Below are 17,497 nucleotides of genomic sequence, written 5' to 3'. Positions count from 1 at the left end.
GTTCTCGGCGACCGGCAGGGGTGGGCATCCCTTCGGTCGTTAAAGGCGATTTGGCGGCGCTTGCTTCGCGGCCATCAGCTTCGGGGGTAATGATGAAGCAGGTTTTCCTGGCGTTCACGGTGGTGCTTGCGGTTTTTGCCGGTGCGGCAGCGCCGGCCAAGGCCGAGCCGATCGTCACCTATGCGCTCGACAACGGAGGAGCAGACCGCAATGCGGGCGCTTGATCTTCTCGGCAACAAGAGGCAAGCGCCGCTGTCGGCTTCACCGTGGCGGTGGGCGATGGCGGCACGACGCGAGCGGTGCACGCCTGCGCCGGTGACGGGGATTGCGGCGCGCAGATCCACGCAGACTAATCAGTTCGACGCGCGGCCGCCGGCCGCGTTGAAATCTTGAGGTAACTTTGTTTCGGGGGAAACGATGAGCGATTCATTTCGGGAAGTCACATCCGTCTCGTGGTTCGGGCGGATCAAGCGTGCGGTCGGCGGGGTCATCTTCGGCCTCATCCTGATCGTGCTGATGGTCATCGGGCTGTTCTGGAACGAGGGCCGCGCCGTGCAGACGGCGCGCTCTCTGGCCGAAGGGTCGGGCGCGGTGGTTTCGGTCGGCGCCGACAGCGTCGACGCCGCCAATGACGGCAAGCTGGTGCATGTCAGCGGACCGGTGACGACCGACAGCGGTCTTGCCGATCCGGATTTCGGCATCGCGGCGCAAGGGCTGCGGCTGTCGCGCAGCGTCGAGATGTATCAGTGGAAGGAAGAGTCCAAGTCGGAGACGACGAAGAAGCTCGGCGGCGGCGAAGAGACGGTGACGACCTACAGCTACTCGAAGGTTTGGGACGACAGCCAGATCGACTCGTCGGATTTCAAGAAACCGGACGGCCATCAGAATCCGTCAATGGCGATCCACAGCCGCACTTTCCAGATCCCGCAGGGCAAGCTTGTCGCCTTCGATCTGGATACGCCGGTGCTGGATCGCGTCGAGGGCGACAAGGACTATTCGCTGTCGACCGATCAGTCGGCGGCGATAAAGGCTGCCTATACCGGGACGAAACCGTTCAGCATCGTCGATGGCAAGATCTATCTCGGCAACGACAACACGACGCCCGCGCTTGGAGACTATCGCGTCGGCTACGAATTGGCGCCGCTTGGCGTGGTCAGCATCGTCGCGCGCCAGGCCGGCAGCCGGTTCGAGCCATACCAGACGCAAGCAGGCGATGCGCTGCTGATGGTCGATACCGGCAACGTGCCGGCCGAAAAGATGTTCGCCGACGCTGTCAGCGCCAACACGCTGATCACCTGGCTGCTGCGCGGCGCCGGCCTGCTGTTGCTGACCATCGGCTTTGCGCTGTTCCTCAGCCCGATTGGGGTGATCGTCGACGTCATTCCCTTCCTCGGCAGCATGGCGCGGATGGGCACCGGCATAATCGCCTTCGTCCTGGCGATCTTGGTCGGCACGACGACGATCGCCATTGCCTGGTTCTGGTACCGGCCGCTGCTGGCGATCGGGATCCTGGCGGCAGGCGTGATCGCGGCGGCGGCCGTCTACTCTATCGGCCGTTCGCGAAAGCCGGCCGTTCCAGTGGTCGCGCCAAGCACCGGCGCACCGGCCTAGGTCGTGGACCGACAGATCGGAAATGACAGAGATTGGTGGTTTCTGGACTGGCCGCTTTTGCGCCGGAGGCCACTCCCCAATATTCGAGTGCGTTCCATCCCATTAGCAACATTTCAAGGCTTCGAGTCAGTTGAGCAAGGATATCGTCGACGACGCTCGAAACGGTGCTGGCCGTGTCGACAATGATCCCGGCGGGTAGGTATTCGCGGGTACTATGGTAGCGGAGCACCAACGCGCGCTCGTCTGGCTCGAAGCCTGGCTCATTTGGCCGCCCATCCAATCGTCGGTTCAATGTCTGGACATCTATGTCGAGCACGAAAACCTTGTCGAACAGGTCCACGAATTTATGGAAATTGCGGGAGCCACCGCAGAAGAAGGTAACTGGGTGGGTGGTGTCGGCCACGAAGGATCGAACCTTGTCGACAGGCCAAATCCAGTGCGCGTGACTCCAAGCGATGCGGTCCGCGACGCCTTCTGGTGGTCCGGCCAGTGCCTGGCCTGTCTCGGGGTCGCCGACATAGGCCAAGACCCGGTCACCATGGATGACGTGGTAACCACGCCGTTCTAGCTCGGTAGCGACAGACGTTTTTCCGGTGCCGGAACCGCCTTCGATCAGATAGTTCTTGATGCCCATAGCCGCGTTTACCACAGCTTTTCAATTCGGTGAGAAGGGGCCGTTTGTGGGACGCTTTACCAACCAGCTTTCGGGACTTTGCGGTTAGCGGCGAGGGTCCGAAATGAGGTCGTTTGTAGACTGGCGGCTTCTATCTCGCGCCGGATCCTGATTCGGGCTAAGCACGAGCCGTATGGTATGGCCTAACGAACTTCGAATGCCGACACCGCCAACAAGCCGCGAGGCGTGCCGCTTGTCGAACGAGGGGGTGCCTGCAAACCGCCCCATATGTTTCCTACCGATCCTCGAAGCCGGTCAGCACGCCGACGGCGTTGATGCCGATCTCCTCGACGGCGTAACCGCCTTCCATGACGAACAGGGTCGGCAGGCCGAGCTTGGCGATGCGGCGGCCGATCTTCGGATAGTCGGGGCTTTTCAGCTTGAACTGGCTGATCGGGTCCTTCTCGAATGTGTCGACGCCGAGCGAGACGATGACGATATCGGGTGCGTAGGCGGTGAGCCTGGCGCAGGCGTCTTCGAGCGAGGCGTTCCAGGCGTCCCAGTTGGTGCCGAACGGCATGGGATAGTTGACGTTGAAACCTTCGCCGGCGCCCGTGCCGCGTTCATCGGCATGGCCGAGGAAGAAGGGATACTCGACCATCGGATCGCCGTGCAGATTGAGAACCTGGACGTCGGCGCGCTCGTAGAAGATTTCCTGCGTGCCATTGCCGTGGTGATAGTCGACGTCGAGGATCGACACGCGCTTGGCGCCCTGGTCGCGGAACCACTGGGCGGCGACGGCGGCGTTGTTGATGAAGCAGTAGCCGCCCATGAAGGCAGCGCCGGCGTGATGGCCGGGCGGACGGCAGAGCGCGAAGGCCGACCGCTCGCCGCCCTTGACCAAAGCGGCTGCTGTCAGCGCCACGTCATAGGACGATTTGATCGCGGTCCATGTGCCTTCGACGAAGGTGGCGCCGGCGTCGAACGAATAATAGCCGAGCAAGGCGTCGACGCGCTTGGGTGGCACGTCGCCGCGCAGGCCGCGCGTCGGCCAGGTGAAGGGCATCGCCGTGCCCTTATGGCCCTCGGCCGTCCATCGAGGCCAGACCGTCGGTAGGAAGTCGATGTAGTCGGCGCTGTGAATGCGCTTGGCCGCAGCGAGATCATGCTCGACGGGTCCGATGATCGGCCCGAGCTTCTCGCTCTCGACCCGCGCCTTGATGAACTCGGCCCGCGACGGTTTTTCGAAACCTGGAACGATGGCCGATGTGACCAGTTCCATCTGGCCGGCATGGCCGGCGTGGAGCGGCGAATAGACAGTCTTCATGAAATTCCTCTCGAAGTGTGAAATCAGTCAAGGTCGAGGTAGGGGGTCACCAGAGCGAGCCACATTCTTTCCACATCGTCCTCGATGAGGTCGTATGTCTTGCGGTCTCGTTTCAGCCCCACAAGCCGGCAGGCGTGCCCGACATCCATCATCAGCACGCCGAGCCGGCTGGCGATCTTGTCTTCAAGGGCCGGGTTCACATGCTGCAGCCACGCGGCGTAGAGCGCGATGATCTGCTCGTCATATTCGTCCTGGATCGGCCTGAGGTCGGCATTGCCGGAGATGGCCTCGATCACCGGCATCAGGTTGGCGTTTTCGAGATATATCCTGGAGGTATCGATGAAGAGCTTGCGCACTTCCTGGCGAAACTCGTCGCGGTTGGTGGGCGGCGCGACCTTGATGCGCCTGGCGATTACCTCGGGAAAGGATGACAGCCAGCGCCGCGCGAGGTCGAGAAGAATGGCCTCCTTGTTGGGAAAGTACTGGTAGAGCGACCCGACCGACAGGCCCGCGCGCCGCGCAATGGCGAGCGTCGTGGGGGTCTTGGTCCCTTGCTCCCGCGTCAAGATCAAAGCCGCGTCGAGAATCCGGTCGACCACCTTGCTCGACCGCTCTTGCCGCGGCTGCTTGCGCGGTTCGAGCGCCATCCTGGTTTCGCGGCTGAGATTGCGCTTCACGTCCCGATGCCCTCGTTCCCCCGTCCCAAGCGCCGGATGCTGTCCACAATACATTCGAAATTCGGCACGTTGACAAACGCGAATAATTAGTCGCATTCTTTTATCCACGCTGTTTTCTGAGATCACAAGGGGAATTTCAAAACAGCGCACTGGCATCAGGTTTCGTCCGATAGCGCCGCTCCAGCGGAGTGGCAGGTTGTCGGACAAGAGGGTTGTCGGTCTCAGTCAGTCGTCAAAAGCGCGGAGTCGCGATGTCTGTCACGGGTGCGGGTGCTGATCTGATCGTCATCAATGGCCGCGTGCGGACCATGGACGATGATAATCCCGCCGCCGAGGCCATTGCCGTCAAGGACGGCGCCATCGTCGCCATTGGCAGCCGCGCCGCCATCGAAGAGCTCAAGGGACCAGCCACAAAGACCATCGACGCCAAGGGCGGTTCGGTGATCCCGGGCTTCATCGAAGCCCACATGCATCTGTTCTCGGGCGGGGCCGAACTCGCGCATCTTCAGCTTGGCGGTGTCCACGGCTTCGACGCGCTGCAAAAGGCGATCCGCGATTATGCATCGACACGGCCTGAGGCGAAAATGCTTGTGGGACAGGGCGTCGACTACACCGTGCTCGGTGCCGAACGGGTGACGCGCCACCATCTCGACGCCATCCTGCCGGATCGCCCTTTCTGCATGGCGGCGCCCGACCACCACACGATGTGGGCCAACACCAAAGCGTTGGAGATGGCCGGCATTCTGCGGGGGCGCACGCTCGGTCCGGGCAACGAGATCGTCATGGGCGAGGATGGCCTGGCTGCTGGTGAATTGCGCGAGGGCGAGGCGTTCGGTCCGGTGCTCGACCTTGCCGGCGAAAGCCGGGTGCGGCTGGGGCTGTCGACCGGTGGCGAGCCCGACCCGATGCCGTCGGCCGCCGAACGCGCCGCCGACCGCGACATCATGCGGCGCGGGCTTGCCTGGTGCGCGCGCCACGGCATCACCTCAATCCAGAACATGGACGGCAATCTCTACCAGCTCGAACTGCTTTCCGAGATCGAGGCCGAGGAAGGCTTGCCCTGCCGCGTCAAGATCCCGTTCCACTACAAGAATTTCATGACGCTCGACATGCTGGAGAAGGCCTCTGTCATGGCTGAGCGCTACGACAGCGAATGGCTGTCATCGGGCATGGTCAAGGTGTTCTATGACGGCGTGCTCGATTCCTGGACGGCGGTTATGGTCGAGCCCTATGCCGACCGTCCCGACTGGGTCGGCGAGCCGTTGTTTACGCCGCAGCAATTCATCGATCTCGCCGTGGCCATCGACAAACGCGGGCTGCAGATCGCCGTGCACTCGATCGGCGATGGCGCGGTGCGTGCGGTGCTTGATGGTTATGAGGCGGCGCAGAAGGCCAATGGCAGGCGCGACAGCCGGCACAGGGTCGAGCACATCGAGGTCACCACCGCCGCCGACGTGCCGCGTTTCGCCGAACTCGGCGTCATCGCGTCCATGCAGCCGTCGCATCCGCCCGGGGCCATGGATTTTCCGCTGGAGCCGACCGTGTCGCGCATCGGACGGGACCGCTGGCCGCTGAGCTATGCCTGGCGCACCTTGAAGGAAGCCGGCGCCCATGTCGTGTTCGCCTCGGACTGGCCGGTGGCGGCGATCGACCCGATCCTGAGCATTCAGGCGGCATTGCTGCGCAAACCATGGGCAAAAGGCGATCCGGACCCGAGTTTTTCGCTGCAGGAGGCGCTCGCCGCCTACACGGTCGAAGGCGCCTATGCCGAATTCGCCGAGCATCGCAAAGGCGTGCTGAAACCGGGCTACATGGCGGATCTGGTGGTTTTGTCGGCCGATATCGAGAAGACGGCGCCGGCCGAATTGCACAAGGTGCGGCCGGTGACGACGATCTGCGGCGGCAAGGTCACCTACCAGGCCTGACAATGGCATGCGGCTTGCAAAGCTTGCGGCTTGCAAGACGAATCGACTGACTGAACTGTGATTCAATGCCGGACTTGCCAACCTACCGGCCGTGTGGTCACATCGAACAGGGGAAAAACTCCGCCGACAAGAGCGGGGTCAACAGTGAGGCGTATCGTGCCGGAAAAACCGGATCGGAATGCAATTGAAGTCGTAAACGTCAGTAAAATTTTCGGATCAGGGGAGGGGCAGGTCGCTGCCCTCGACACGGTCTCGGTATCTATCCGCGAGAACGAGTTCTTCACGCTGCTGGGCCCATCTGGTTGCGGCAAGACCACGCTGCTGCGCTTGATTGCCGGCTTCGACTTTCCAACCGCCGGCGAAATCCTGCTTTACGGTGAGGACATTGCGCCGCTGCCGCCGTTCAAGCGGCCGGTCAACACCGTCTTCCAGTCCTACGCGCTGTTCCCGCACATGACCGTCGCCGACAATATCGGCTTTGGCCTGGAAATGCTGGGCAAGCCGAAGGCCGAGATCAAGGCGCGCGTCGCCGAGATGCTCAAGCTGGTCAAGATGGAGGCGCTGGCGGGTCGCCGCACGAGCCAGATCTCCGGCGGCCAGCAGCAGCGCGTGGCACTCGCCCGGGCGCTGGCGCCACAGCCCAAGGTGCTGTTGCTCGACGAGCCACTGTCGGCGCTCGACTACAAGCTGCGCAAGGAGATGCAGATCGAGTTGAAGCGGCTGCAGCACGAGACCGGCATCACCTTCATCTTCGTCACCCATGACCAGGAAGAAGCGCTGACCATGTCGGACCGCATCGCGGTGATGTCGTCGGGCAAGATCCTGCAGGTCGGCTCGCCGCGCGACATCTACGACCGGCCGGCCGAGCGCTTCGTCGCCGACTTCATCGGCGAATCGAACTTCCTCAAGGCGGATGTGGTGGGCGTGTCCGGTGGTCGTGCGACGGTGAAGCTGTCGTCGGGAACGAAAATCCCGGCCTCGCTGCCGGACGGTTTCAGCCCCAGCGGCAAGGTCACCATCGTCGTGCGTCCCGAACATGCGCAGCTGGGCGCGGCGAGCCCGAGCGCTTCGCTGTCAGGTACCGTCGAGAACATCGTCTATCTCGGCACCGACACGCACTTCCATCTGCGCCTTGCCGGTGGCGAACCGTTCATCGTGCGGCGCCAGAACAGCCGCGGCGCCGGCGACGGCATCGTGCAAGGCGGCCAGATCGGCATCATGATCGGCAGCGACGCCGCGCAAGTGCTGAAGGACTGATCATGGCGACCGCGGAAGAAGTCGCCAAGGCAGCGGAGCGGCGTGACGTGCGCGACCGCTGGCTGCTGTCAGCGCCGGCATTGCTGGTGATTTTCCTCGCCGCGACCGGCCCGTTGCTGATCGTGCTGATCTACTCGTTCCTGACGCCCGGCCCCTATGGCGACGTGAAGTGGCAGTTTTCGCCCGATGCCTGGCTGTCGGTGTTCATGGAACGCGACATTTTCGACGATACGCTTTCGCTTGCGGCGGCGCATGTCACCATTTTCTGGCGCTCGATCAAGCTCGCGGTGGTGACGACCATCGCCACTTTGGCGCTCGGGTTTCCCACCGCCTATTTCATGGCGACGCGCAGCGAGAAGACCAGGGATCTCTGGCTGTTCCTGATCACCATTCCGTTCTGGACCAACCTTCTGATCCGCACCTTTGCCGTGCTGCAGATCATCCGCAACGAAGGCATCATCAACACCATCCTCATCAAGCTCGGCATCGTCTCGGCGCCGGTGCAGATCCTCTACACTGACACCGCGATCCTGATCGGCATGGCCTATGTCTACCTGCCGCTGATGGTGCTGCCGATCTATGCCAGCATGGAGAAGCTCGATTTCCGGCTGGTCGAGGCGGGCTACGATCTCTACGCGACACGCTTCAAGGTGCTGCGCAAGATCATCTTTCCGCTGGTCAAGCCAGGCGTCATCGCCGGCTCCATCCTGGTCTTCATCCCGGCCCTCGGCGCCTATGTGACGCCCAGCGTGCTTGGCGGCGGCAAGAATATGATGCTGTCCAACCTGATCGAATTGCAGTTCGGGCAGGGCCGCAACTGGCCGCTCGGCTCGGCGCTGTCGATCACGGTGATGATCATCGTCATGGTGGCGCTGCTTGCCTATGTGCGCAACGCCGGCAAGTCGGGGGTGCGGCATGGCTAGCAACTTTTCGATCAAGCACCAGCCCGGCTTCACGGCGATCGCCGCGACCTGTTTCGTCGTGCTCTATCTGCCGATCATCGTGCTGGTCGCCTACGCCTTCAATGCCGCGAACTCGACATCCGAATGGGGCGGCTTTTCGATGCGCTGGTTCCAGTCGGCGTGGCAGAACGTGCAAGTCATCGACGCGACGCTGCGCTCGTTCCAGATCGGCGCCGTCGCGGCGGTGCTGTCGACGATCTTTGCCACCATGGCCGCGCTCGCCACCACGCGCACGGCGCCCTATCCAGGCCTCACCTTCAAATATGCGGCGATCAACCAGCCGCTGATGGTGCCCGAGATCGTCACCGGCGTGGCGCTGCTGATCTTCTTCTCGCGCATAAAAATCTTCACCGGCTATTCCGGCCTTGGCTATTTGATCGCCGCGCACACGGCGTTCTGCATTCCGTTCGCCTACCTGCCGATCCGGGCGCGGCTGGAGAACATGGACCTGACGCTGGAGCGCGCCGCGGCCGATCTCTATGCGACGCCGTGGAAGACCTTCCGCCGCATCACGCTGCCGCTTCTGTGGCCCGGCATCTTGGCCGGATTGATGCTGGCGTTCGTCATCTCGCTCGATGACGTCGTCATCACCGAGTTCGTCAAATCGGGCGGCCAGGATACGCTGCCGACCTACATGCTCGGCCAGATCCGCCGCGGCATCACGCCTGAGATCAACGCGATATCGACCGCCTTCCTGCTGCTTTCGGTCGCGATCGTCACGTTGTTTTTCTTCGTCAGCAGGAAACGAGACTGAACCGACAATAATGGGAGTTAAAACCATGAACTGGAAGACAATGACAGCCGCCATGGGGTTGGCGCTGCTCGCAACGACGGGCCTGGCCCGCGCCGATGGCGAGCTGAACATCTACAATTGGGGCAACTACACCAGCCCCGACGTGATCAAGAAGTTCGAAGCCAAATACAACGTCAAGGTCACCATCACCGACTACGATTCCAACGACACGGCGCTCGCCAAAGTGCGCCAGGGCGGCACCGGGTTCGACATTGCCGTGCCGTCGCAGACCTACGTGCCGATCTGGATCAAGGAAGGACTCGTGCAGGAGACCGATCCGGGCAAGATGGAGAACTTCAAGAACGTCGCGCCGGAATGGGCCAATCCCGAATTCGATCCGGGCCGCAAATATTCGGTGCCGTGGGCCTGGGGCACGATCGGCGTCGTCGTCAACACTGATGCCTACAAGGGGCCGGCCGACTCGTGGGGCATCATCTTCGACACGCCGGACGAGTTGAAGGGCAAGACCAATGTCGTTCCCGAGATGAATGACGTTATCTTCGCGGCGATCAAATATGTCGGCGGCCAGCAGTGCACCGATGACAAGACGGTGCTGAAGAAGGTGCGCGATACGCTTGTCGCGGCCAAGCCGAACTGGATCGCGATGGAGTACAACACCATCGAAAAGATGGGCGCCGGCGACTTCAAGGCAACCAGCGACTGGAACGGTTCGGCGCTGCGCCAGCGGCTGGCCAATCCGGCCATCCACTACAACTATCCGAAGGAAGGCTACGGCCTGTGGAGCGATAATGTCGTCGTTCTGAAGGAAGCCAAGAATGTCGAGAACGCCAAGCTGTTCCAGAACTTCATCATGGATCCGGAAAACGCGGCGGGCCTCTCGGCCTTCCATCGTTATGCCAACGCCATCACCGGCTCGGACAAGTACATGCCGGCCGATATGAAGGATGCGCCGGAGGTTGTCATTCCGGAGGCTGCGAAGGCAAAGGGCGAATTCCAGAAGATGTGCGCGCCTGAGACCCAGGACATCTACACCAAGATCTGGACCGAACTGCAGAAGTAACCGCTTCTTGAGAGACCCGGCGGTTCTTCCCGCCGGGTCTTTCTTTTCCGGAATGACTTTCATGGACTCCTATCGCAACAGCGATCCGCGCCCAGCGATCATGCAGGGCTCGCCGCCGCAAATGGTGCTGCCGAAGCTCGATTGGGATCGGCCGCCCTGGAACCGTTGGGCCTTCCAGCACATTCGCGAATTCCTGCCGACCATCGAGGTCTGGCGCGGCAATGGCCATCGCCATCGTCTCGAACGCGCCGAGACCGACCTCGACGCGCTGCCGGTGGAGGACAGCGAGGGTCGCCCGACAACGCTTGCCGGCCTGCTCGACGAAACCTATGCGGACGGCTTCCTGGTGCTGAAGAACGGCAAGATTGCCTATGAGCGCTATTTCAACGGCATGGACGAGCGCACGCTGCACCTGTCGCAGTCGATGGCCAAGTCGGTGACCGGTACGGTATTCGGCATACTGGTCGGGCGCGGCCTGATCGATCCTGCCAAACCGGTGACCGCCTATCTGCCGGAACTCGGCGAGACCGGCTGGGCCGGCGCCAGTGTGCAGCACGTGCTGGATATGACCACAGGCGTGCGCTTTTCCGAGGAATATACCGACCGTTATTCCGACATCGGCCAGGTCGATGTCGCCACCGGCTGGAAGCCGGTGCCGCCGGACAGCGATCCGAACTTCCAATGGCCGTCGCATCTGTTCGAACTGATCCTGCGGCTGAAGGACAAGGTGCGGCCGCACGGCGCCGCGTTCGAGTACCGCTCGATCGAAACCGATGTGCTGGCCTTCATCATGGAACGGGTGACCGGCAAGCGGCTGGCGCAGCTGGTCTCGGAGGAACTCTGGCAAAAGCTTGGCGCCGACGAGAGCGCCTGCTTCACCGTCGACAGCGCCGGCTATGCGCTGGCCGATGGCGGTTTCAACGCGACGCTGCGCGACTACGCCCGCTTCGGCCAGCTGATCCTCGACAATGGCCGCGGCATCGTGCCGGCCGACTGGATCGAGGCGACGCGCAACGGCAGGCACGGGCCGGACTTCAATCCGAGCCTGCCGGAGGGCAGCTACCGCAACCAGTTCTGGATCGAGAATCCGCGCTCGCGCGCGCTGATGTGCCGGGGCGTGTTCGGGCAGATGATCCATATCGACTGGGACACCAACATGGTCGTGGTCAAGCTCTCGACCTATCCGGATTTCAGCAATGTCGCCTATTCGGTGGCGACGCTGAAGGCCTTGCACGCCATAGCCAAGGCGCTTGGCTGAAACCACACAAACCATCCCTTTGAGGAAACGTTCATGACCGGCAAGACCGCGTTCGAGACCCGCTACGGCTTTGCCCGCAACGAGGTGCTGCTTTCCAACTGGCGGGGAAATCCTTTCAACCGCTGGTCGTTCCAGAATCTCGGCGAACTGGTGCCGACCGCTCCCGTGGCGGCGACGCCTGGAAGCGTCGAGGCGCCGGTGCGGGACGTGAGCGGCCTGCTTGGCGAAAAGGTCTCCGTCGCCGGCGCGGCGGAGACGGTGGCTGAATTCCTGGCGCGCTCGAGCAGCGATGCGCTCACGGTGATGAAGGGCGGCAAGATCATCGGCGATTGGTTCGCGCCGCAGATGGAGTTCGGCGCTCGCCACATCATCTTCTCGATCAGCAAGTCGGTCACCGCCATCATCGCCGGCATACTGGAAGCCGAGGGCGTGTTCGATCCGGAAGCGCCTGTGACGCAGTACATTCCGGAGGCCGCCGGTTCGGCCTATGCCGATGCAAGCTGCCGGCACGTACTCGACATGAGCGTCAGCCTCGATTTCGAGGAGGCCTATCTCGATCCCGAAAGCGCCTTTGCCCGCTACCGCCGCGCGACGCTGTGGAACCCGGGCGGCGGCACGGAAAGCCTGCGCGAATTCATCCTGACGCTGAAGCGGCTTGCTGAGCCGCATGGCGAGACCTTCCGCTACCGCTCGCCCAATTCCGATCTGCTCGGCATCCTGCTGGAGCGCGCTTCGGGACAGCGCTTCCCGGACCTGATGCGCGAGAAATTGTGGCTGCCGCTCGGCGCCGTCGGCGAGGCCTCGATCGGCGTCGACATGGAAGGCACGGCACGCACCGCCGGCGGCATTTCGGTGACGCCGCGCGATCTCGCGCGCATCGGTGAGATGATGCGGCAGGGCGGAACGGCCAATGGCCGCCGCATCGTGCCGGAGGCCTGGGTGCGCGATACGGTCGTTACCGGCGGCAGTGCGGAAGCCTGGCAGCGCGGCACCATGGTGCATCTGTTCCCGAAGGGCCGCTATCGCAACAAATGGTACCAGACGGGACACGAAAACGGCGCCTTCTGTGGCATCGGTATCCATGGCCAATGGCTCTACGTCAATCCGAAGACGGAAGTGGTGATTGCAAAGATGGGGTCGCAGCCGGTGCCGGAGGACCATGCGCTCGAACGCAAGATCGTTGCATTCTTCGAGGCGCTGAGCGGGCGGGTTTAACCGATCCCGGACATCCGAACTGCGGTGCGCTTTCCTGTGGACCTCGCGCGCTGGTGAGATCGCGGCAGTTGGCGGCGCTGATGTCTGCGCCTATGGTCGCCGCTCTTTGCGACAGGGACCAGCATGGCATCGGACAGCAAGCGCATCGCAGCAATCATCGCGGCCGAGATCGGCGCGCGGCCGGAACAGGCGGCGGCAGCCATCGGGCTGCTTGACGAGGGGGCGACGGTGCCGTTCGTGGCGCGCTACCGCAAGGAAGTCACCGGCGGCCTCGACGACACGCAATTGCGCGACCTTGCCGAGCGGCTGGCCTATCTGCGCGAGCTCGATGCACGGCGCGACACGATCCTCGGTTCCATCCGCGAGCAGGGCAAGCTGACCGAGGAGCTTGAGGGCAAGATCGTCGCCGCCACCACCAAGGCGGAGCTGGAAGATATCTATCTGCCCTACAAGCCCAAGCGCCGCACCAAGGCCGAGATCGCCCGTGAGCGTGGGTTGGGGCCGTTGGCCGAAGCTATCCTGGCCAACCGGTCACTTGTGCCTGCCGAGGCGGCGCTGGCCTATGTGACAGAGGAGGTAGCCGACGCCAAGGCTGCACTCGAAGGTGCGCGTGACATACTGTCGGAGCAATTCGCCGAAAATGCCGATCTGGTCGGCAAATTGCGCAGCTACATGAAGGAGCGCGCCTTCATGCGTGCCCGTGTCGTCGACGGTAAGCAGGAAGCAGGCGCCAAATTCTCCGACTATTTCGACCATGTCGAACGTTGGGCCAATGTGCCGAGCCATCGAACTCTGGCGATGCTGCGCGGCCGCAACGAAGAGGTGCTATCGCTCGACATCGAGGTCGACGCCGACGATGCCTCGCCGGTGAAGCCGGTCGAGCGGATGATCGCCAATGCCTACGCCATCGGCTCCAGTCTGCCGGGTGACCGCTGGCTGATGGAGGTCGCTGGCTGGACCTGGCGCATAAAACTGTCGCTGCACCTGACCCTCGACCTGATGCGCGACCTGCGCGAACGGGCGGAGGAAGAGGCGATCCACGTCTTTGCCCGCAACCTGAAGGATTTGCTGCTGGCGGCGCCTGCCGGCTCGCGGCCGACCATGGGGCTCGATCCCGGCATCCGCACCGGCGTCAAGGTCGCGGTGGTCGACGGCACCGGCAAGCTGGTGGCGACAACGACGGTCTATCCATTCCCGCCAAGGAACGACGTGCGGGGCACACAACTCGAACTCGCCGCGCTCATCCGCCAGCACAAGGTCGAGTTGATCTCGATCGGCAACGGCACCGGCAGCCGCGAGACGGAAAAACTGGTTGCCGACATGCTGTCCGATATGCCGGCCGGTGCAGGCCCGAAGCCGCTCAAGGTCATCGTCAGCGAGGCCGGCGCTTCGGTCTATTCGGCTTCGGCCACTGCCGCTGCGGAATTTCCTGGGCTCGATGTGTCATTGAGAGGGGCCGTGTCGATCGCGCGGCGCTTGCAGGATCCCCTGGCCGAACTGGTCAAGATCGAGCCGAAGTCGATCGGCGTCGGGCAATACCAGCACGATGTCGACCAGTACCGGCTCGGCCGGTCGCTGGAAGCGGTGGTCGAGGACGCGGTCAACGCCGTCGGCGTCGATCTCAACACCGCCTCGGCGCCGCTTTTGGCGCGCGTATCAGGCCTTGGAGCGTCGCTCGCCGATGCCATCGTCGCGCATCGCGATGCAACCGGGCCGTTCGCCAGCCGCAAGGATTTGCTGAAGGTGGCGCGGCTCGGACCGCGCGCGTTCGAACAATCCGCCGGCTTCCTGCGCATTGCCAATGGCAGCGAGCCGCTCGATGCCTCGTCCGTGCATCCGGAAGCCTACGGAGTGGCCAAGAAGATCGTCGCCGCCTGCGGCCGCGATGTGCGTTCGCTGATGGGCGACAGTGCAGCGCTGAAGGCGCTCGACCCACGCGTCTTCGTCGACGAGCGCTTCGGTCTGCCGACGGTGCGCGACATCATTGCCGAGCTGGAAAAGCCCGGCCGCGACCCGCGCCCCGGCTTCAAGACGGCGACCTTTGCCGACGGCGTCGACGACATCAAGGATCTGAAACCCGGCATGCTGCTCGAAGGCACCGTCACCAACGTCGCCGCCTTCGGCGCCTTCGTCGATATCGGCGTTCACCAGGACGGGCTGGTGCACGTCTCGCAACTGGCCGACCGTTTTATCAAGGACGCGCATGAGGTGGTGAAGGCCGGCGACGTGGTGAAGGTGCGCGTGGTCGATGTCGACATCAAGCGCAAGCGCATCGCACTTTCCATGCGCAAGGATGGCGGCGAGGGCGGTGCCTCGAAAGGGCCGCGCGACAATGGCGGCGGCAAGCCGGCGCCGCGTGCGCCAGCGCCACCACGCCAGCCGGAACGGCCTTCGCAAGGTGCGTTCGGCGCGGCGCTGGCCGATGCCTTGAAGCGGAAGTAACTACCACGCCAGAACAGCCGGCTCCTTCTCGACCTGGCCCAGCAGCCAGTCGCGAAAGCTGGCGACCGGCGGGTGGCCGCGTTTGTCGTGTGGGACGACGAGGTAGTAGGCGCTGCGGCTCTGCATCGGCTGTCCGGGCGTCGCCACGAGCTGGCCGCGCTGCAACTCGCCCGCAATCAGGACCTGCGGCAGGAGCGCGACGCCAAGCCCCGCCATGCAGGCCTGAGCGACGGTACCGAATTGCTCGAACTGCATGCCGGGGCCGGTCGGCGCGCTGAGGCCTTGCTCTTCGAACCATTCGCTCCAGGCGCCAGGGCGTGTCGCCATGTGCAGCAACGGCAGCCGGCTGATGTCGGCCGCAGTAGTGATGTCGCGGCTGGCAAGAAATTCGGGCGAGACCACCGGCATCACGGTTTCGCGCATCAGAAGCGTGGAGTCGGCGTGCGGCCAGTCCGGCTGACCGTGGTGGATGGCGGCGTCGAGCCGCTCACGGGCGAAATCGAAACGGCCGATGCGCGTGACGAAATTGATGGTGATGTCGGGGTTCTCTGCGACGAAATCCGGGATCAGCGGCATCAGCCAGCGTGTGCCGAAGGTCGGCAAGATGGCTAGGTTCAGCATGCCACTATGCCGATTGCTCATCAATCCGAGCGCTGCGTCGCGCAACTGGCCGAGCGCCGAACGCACCGCCTCGGCGTAGATTTCACCCGCCGTTGACAGCCGAACATTGCGGCTGTCGCGCTCGAACAGCTTGCGGCCGAACTGATCCTCCAGAAGTGCTATCTGCCGGCTGACGGCGCCCTGGGTCAGGTCAAGTTCCTGGGCAGCAGCGGTGAAGGAGCCAAGGCGGGCCACTGCCTCGAAGGCGGCAAGGGCGCTGGTGCTAGGCAAAAGGCGGCGCTGGACATTCATGATCCATTACTACAGCTCATTGATACGTGATGCAATTTCGTTTGATTTTTTCGGAGTGGAGGCGGATAAGCCCGGCAATCAATATTTTTTGCTGGGAGAGAGCGAGAGCCATGGCCGCCGACAAGAACGCGTTCGTCTGGGAAGACCCTTTCCTGATCGAGAACCAGCTTTCCGAGGATGAGCGCATGGTGCGCGACGGCGCTGCGGCCTTTGCGGCCGACAAGCTCGCGCCGCGCATCGAGGAGGCCTATCTCGAGGAAAAGACCGACGCCGGCATTTTTCGCGAGATGGGCGGGGCTGGCCTGCTCGGCATCACCATCCCCGAGGAATATGGCGGACTCGGCGCCAATTACGTGACCTACGGGCTGGTGGCGCGCGAGGTCGAGCGTGTCGATTCCGGTTATCGCTCGATGATGTCGGTACAATCGTCGCTGGTGATGTATCCGATCCATGCCTATGGCTCCGAGGCGCAGCGCAAGAAATACCTGCCGAAACTGGCCTCGGGCGAATGGATCGGTTGCTTCGGCCTGACCGAGCCGGATGCCGGTTCCGATCCCGGCGGCATGAAGACGCGGGCCGAGAAGACGGCGAACGGCTACAAGATATCCGGTTCGAAAATGTGGATCTCCAACGCGCCGATCGCCGACGTGTTCGTCGTCTGGGCGAAGCTCAAGGGCGAGAACGGCAAGGACGAAATCCGTGGCTTCGTGCTGGAAAAGGGTATGAAGGGGCTTTCGGCGCCGAAGATCGGCGGCAAGCTGTCGCTGCGCGCGTCGATCACCGGTGAGGTGGTGATGGAAGGCGTGGAAGTGGGCGAAGATGCGCTGCTGCCCAACGCCAGGGGCCTCGGGGGCCCGTTCGGCTGCCTCAACCGGGCGCGTTACGGCATTTCCTGGGGCGCCATGGGCGCGGCCGAGGATTGCTGGCACCGGGCGCGGCAGTATGGCCTCGACCGCAAACAGTTCGGCAAGCCGCTGGCCGGCACGCAATTGTTCCAGAAGAAACTCGCCGACATGCAGACGGAGATCGCCTTGGGCCTGCAAGGCTCGCTGCGCGTCGGGCGGCTGATGGACGAGGGCAAGATGGCGCCGGAGATGATCTCGATCGTCAAGCGCAACAATTGCGGCAAGGCGCTCGACATTGCCCGCCAGGCCCGCGACATGCATGGCGGCAACGGCATCCAGATCGGCTACCACGTCATGCGCCACGCGCAGAATCTGGAGACGGTCAACACCTATGAAGGCACGCACGACGTGCACGCGTTGATTCTGGGACGGGCGCAGACGGGCATCCAGGCGTTCTTTTAAGCTGTGCCGATATTCAGGTGAGGCCGGCCTGCAAATGGCCGATACCTGCGCTTCCGGTGCTCATATGTGGACGGCCCCCTGCTTGCAAGGCTTGGTGAGATAGTTTGATCGGATCGCTTGCGCTCATATGTCCGGCCTTTTGCGCGCGGATATCTGAGCGCGGGCCTAGATGGGCTA

At 63.2% G+C, this 17,497-nt stretch carries 14 protein-coding genes and 1 pseudogene; 11 read left to right on the top strand and 4 right to left on the bottom strand.

Features of this window, described 5'->3' with window-relative positions; genetic code table 11:
* The first annotated feature begins 92 nt into the window (after positions 1–92).
* Positions 93–224, top strand: a complete 132-nt coding sequence (locus JQK88_RS36915; protein ID WP_281401910.1) for a hypothetical protein — start codon at positions 93–95, stop codon at positions 222–224.
* Between the two features lie 193 nt (positions 225–417).
* Complete coding sequence (locus JQK88_RS13325) at positions 418–1,611, top strand: TMEM43 family protein (RefSeq protein WP_203278529.1); 1,194 nt, start codon at positions 418–420, stop codon at positions 1,609–1,611.
* 124 nt (positions 1,612–1,735) lie between these two features.
* Here the strand turns inward: JQK88_RS13325 and JQK88_RS13320 are convergent.
* From JQK88_RS13320 to JQK88_RS13310, 3 genes and pseudogenes are all read right to left on the bottom strand, one after another.
* A pseudogene (locus JQK88_RS13320) lies at positions 1,736–2,245 on the bottom strand (DEAD/DEAH box helicase family protein); the annotation flags it as partial.
* 274 nt (positions 2,246–2,519) lie between these two features.
* Complete coding sequence (locus tag JQK88_RS13315; RefSeq protein ID WP_203278528.1) at positions 2,520–3,551, bottom strand: histone deacetylase family protein; 1,032 nt, start codon at positions 3,549–3,551, stop codon at positions 2,520–2,522.
* A gap of 23 nt (positions 3,552–3,574) precedes the next feature.
* Entirely contained in the window at positions 3,575–4,435 is an 861-nt protein-coding gene (locus JQK88_RS13310) for a TetR/AcrR family transcriptional regulator (RefSeq protein ID WP_246749822.1), read from the bottom strand.
* Between the two features lie 44 nt (positions 4,436–4,479).
* On the opposite strand from JQK88_RS13310, the gene JQK88_RS13305 reads away from it, so the two are divergent.
* The 8 genes from JQK88_RS13305 to JQK88_RS13270 all read left to right on the top strand — a co-directional run bounded on the left by JQK88_RS13305 (position 4,480) and on the right by JQK88_RS13270 (position 15,101).
* Positions 4,480–6,153, top strand: a complete 1,674-nt coding sequence (locus JQK88_RS13305; RefSeq protein WP_192254394.1) for an amidohydrolase — start codon at positions 4,480–4,482, stop codon at positions 6,151–6,153.
* Positions 6,154–6,309: 156 nt separating this feature from the next.
* Positions 6,310–7,410, top strand: a complete 1,101-nt coding sequence (locus tag JQK88_RS13300) for an ABC transporter ATP-binding protein (protein WP_192254391.1) — start codon at positions 6,310–6,312, stop codon at positions 7,408–7,410.
* A 2-nt stretch (positions 7,411–7,412) separates the two neighbouring features.
* On the top strand, positions 7,413–8,333 hold the full coding sequence (locus tag JQK88_RS13295) for an ABC transporter permease (protein ID WP_112559356.1): 921 nt from the start codon (positions 7,413–7,415) through the stop codon (positions 8,331–8,333).
* A complete protein-coding gene (locus JQK88_RS13290; RefSeq protein ID WP_112559357.1) occupies positions 8,326–9,126 on the top strand; it encodes an ABC transporter permease in 801 nt (266 codons plus the stop codon). The genes JQK88_RS13295 and JQK88_RS13290 overlap by 8 nt, the downstream gene beginning before the upstream one ends.
* A gap of 25 nt (positions 9,127–9,151) precedes the next feature.
* A complete protein-coding gene (locus JQK88_RS13285) occupies positions 9,152–10,186 on the top strand; it encodes an ABC transporter substrate-binding protein (protein ID WP_203278527.1) in 1,035 nt (344 codons plus the stop codon).
* Between the two features lie 61 nt (positions 10,187–10,247).
* Positions 10,248–11,444: a serine hydrolase domain-containing protein gene (locus tag JQK88_RS13280; protein ID WP_203278526.1), complete on the top strand. Its 1,197-nt coding sequence runs from the start codon at positions 10,248–10,250 to the stop codon at positions 11,442–11,444.
* 33 nt (positions 11,445–11,477) lie between these two features.
* A complete protein-coding gene (locus JQK88_RS13275) occupies positions 11,478–12,659 on the top strand; it encodes a serine hydrolase domain-containing protein (RefSeq protein WP_203278525.1) in 1,182 nt (393 codons plus the stop codon).
* A gap of 123 nt (positions 12,660–12,782) precedes the next feature.
* A complete protein-coding gene (locus JQK88_RS13270) occupies positions 12,783–15,101 on the top strand; it encodes a Tex family protein (RefSeq protein ID WP_203278524.1) in 2,319 nt (772 codons plus the stop codon).
* Here JQK88_RS13270 and JQK88_RS13265 read toward each other — a convergent pair whose 3' ends face one another.
* Positions 15,102–16,013: a LysR family transcriptional regulator gene (locus tag JQK88_RS13265; RefSeq protein ID WP_192254378.1), complete on the bottom strand. Its 912-nt coding sequence runs from the start codon at positions 16,011–16,013 to the stop codon at positions 15,102–15,104.
* 110 nt (positions 16,014–16,123) lie between these two features.
* Between JQK88_RS13265 and JQK88_RS13260 the strand changes: the two genes are divergently transcribed.
* Positions 16,124–17,320, top strand: a complete 1,197-nt coding sequence (locus JQK88_RS13260) for an acyl-CoA dehydrogenase (RefSeq protein WP_203278523.1) — start codon at positions 16,124–16,126, stop codon at positions 17,318–17,320.
* The last annotated feature ends 177 nt before the right edge of the window (positions 17,321–17,497 follow it).

It is taken from the genome of Mesorhizobium caraganae, assembly GCF_016836705.1.
GTDB lineage: Bacteria > Pseudomonadota > Alphaproteobacteria > Rhizobiales > Rhizobiaceae > Mesorhizobium > Mesorhizobium caraganae.
Note: the sequence above shows the minus strand (reverse complement) of the source record. Positions and strands in the feature narration are given on the sequence as shown.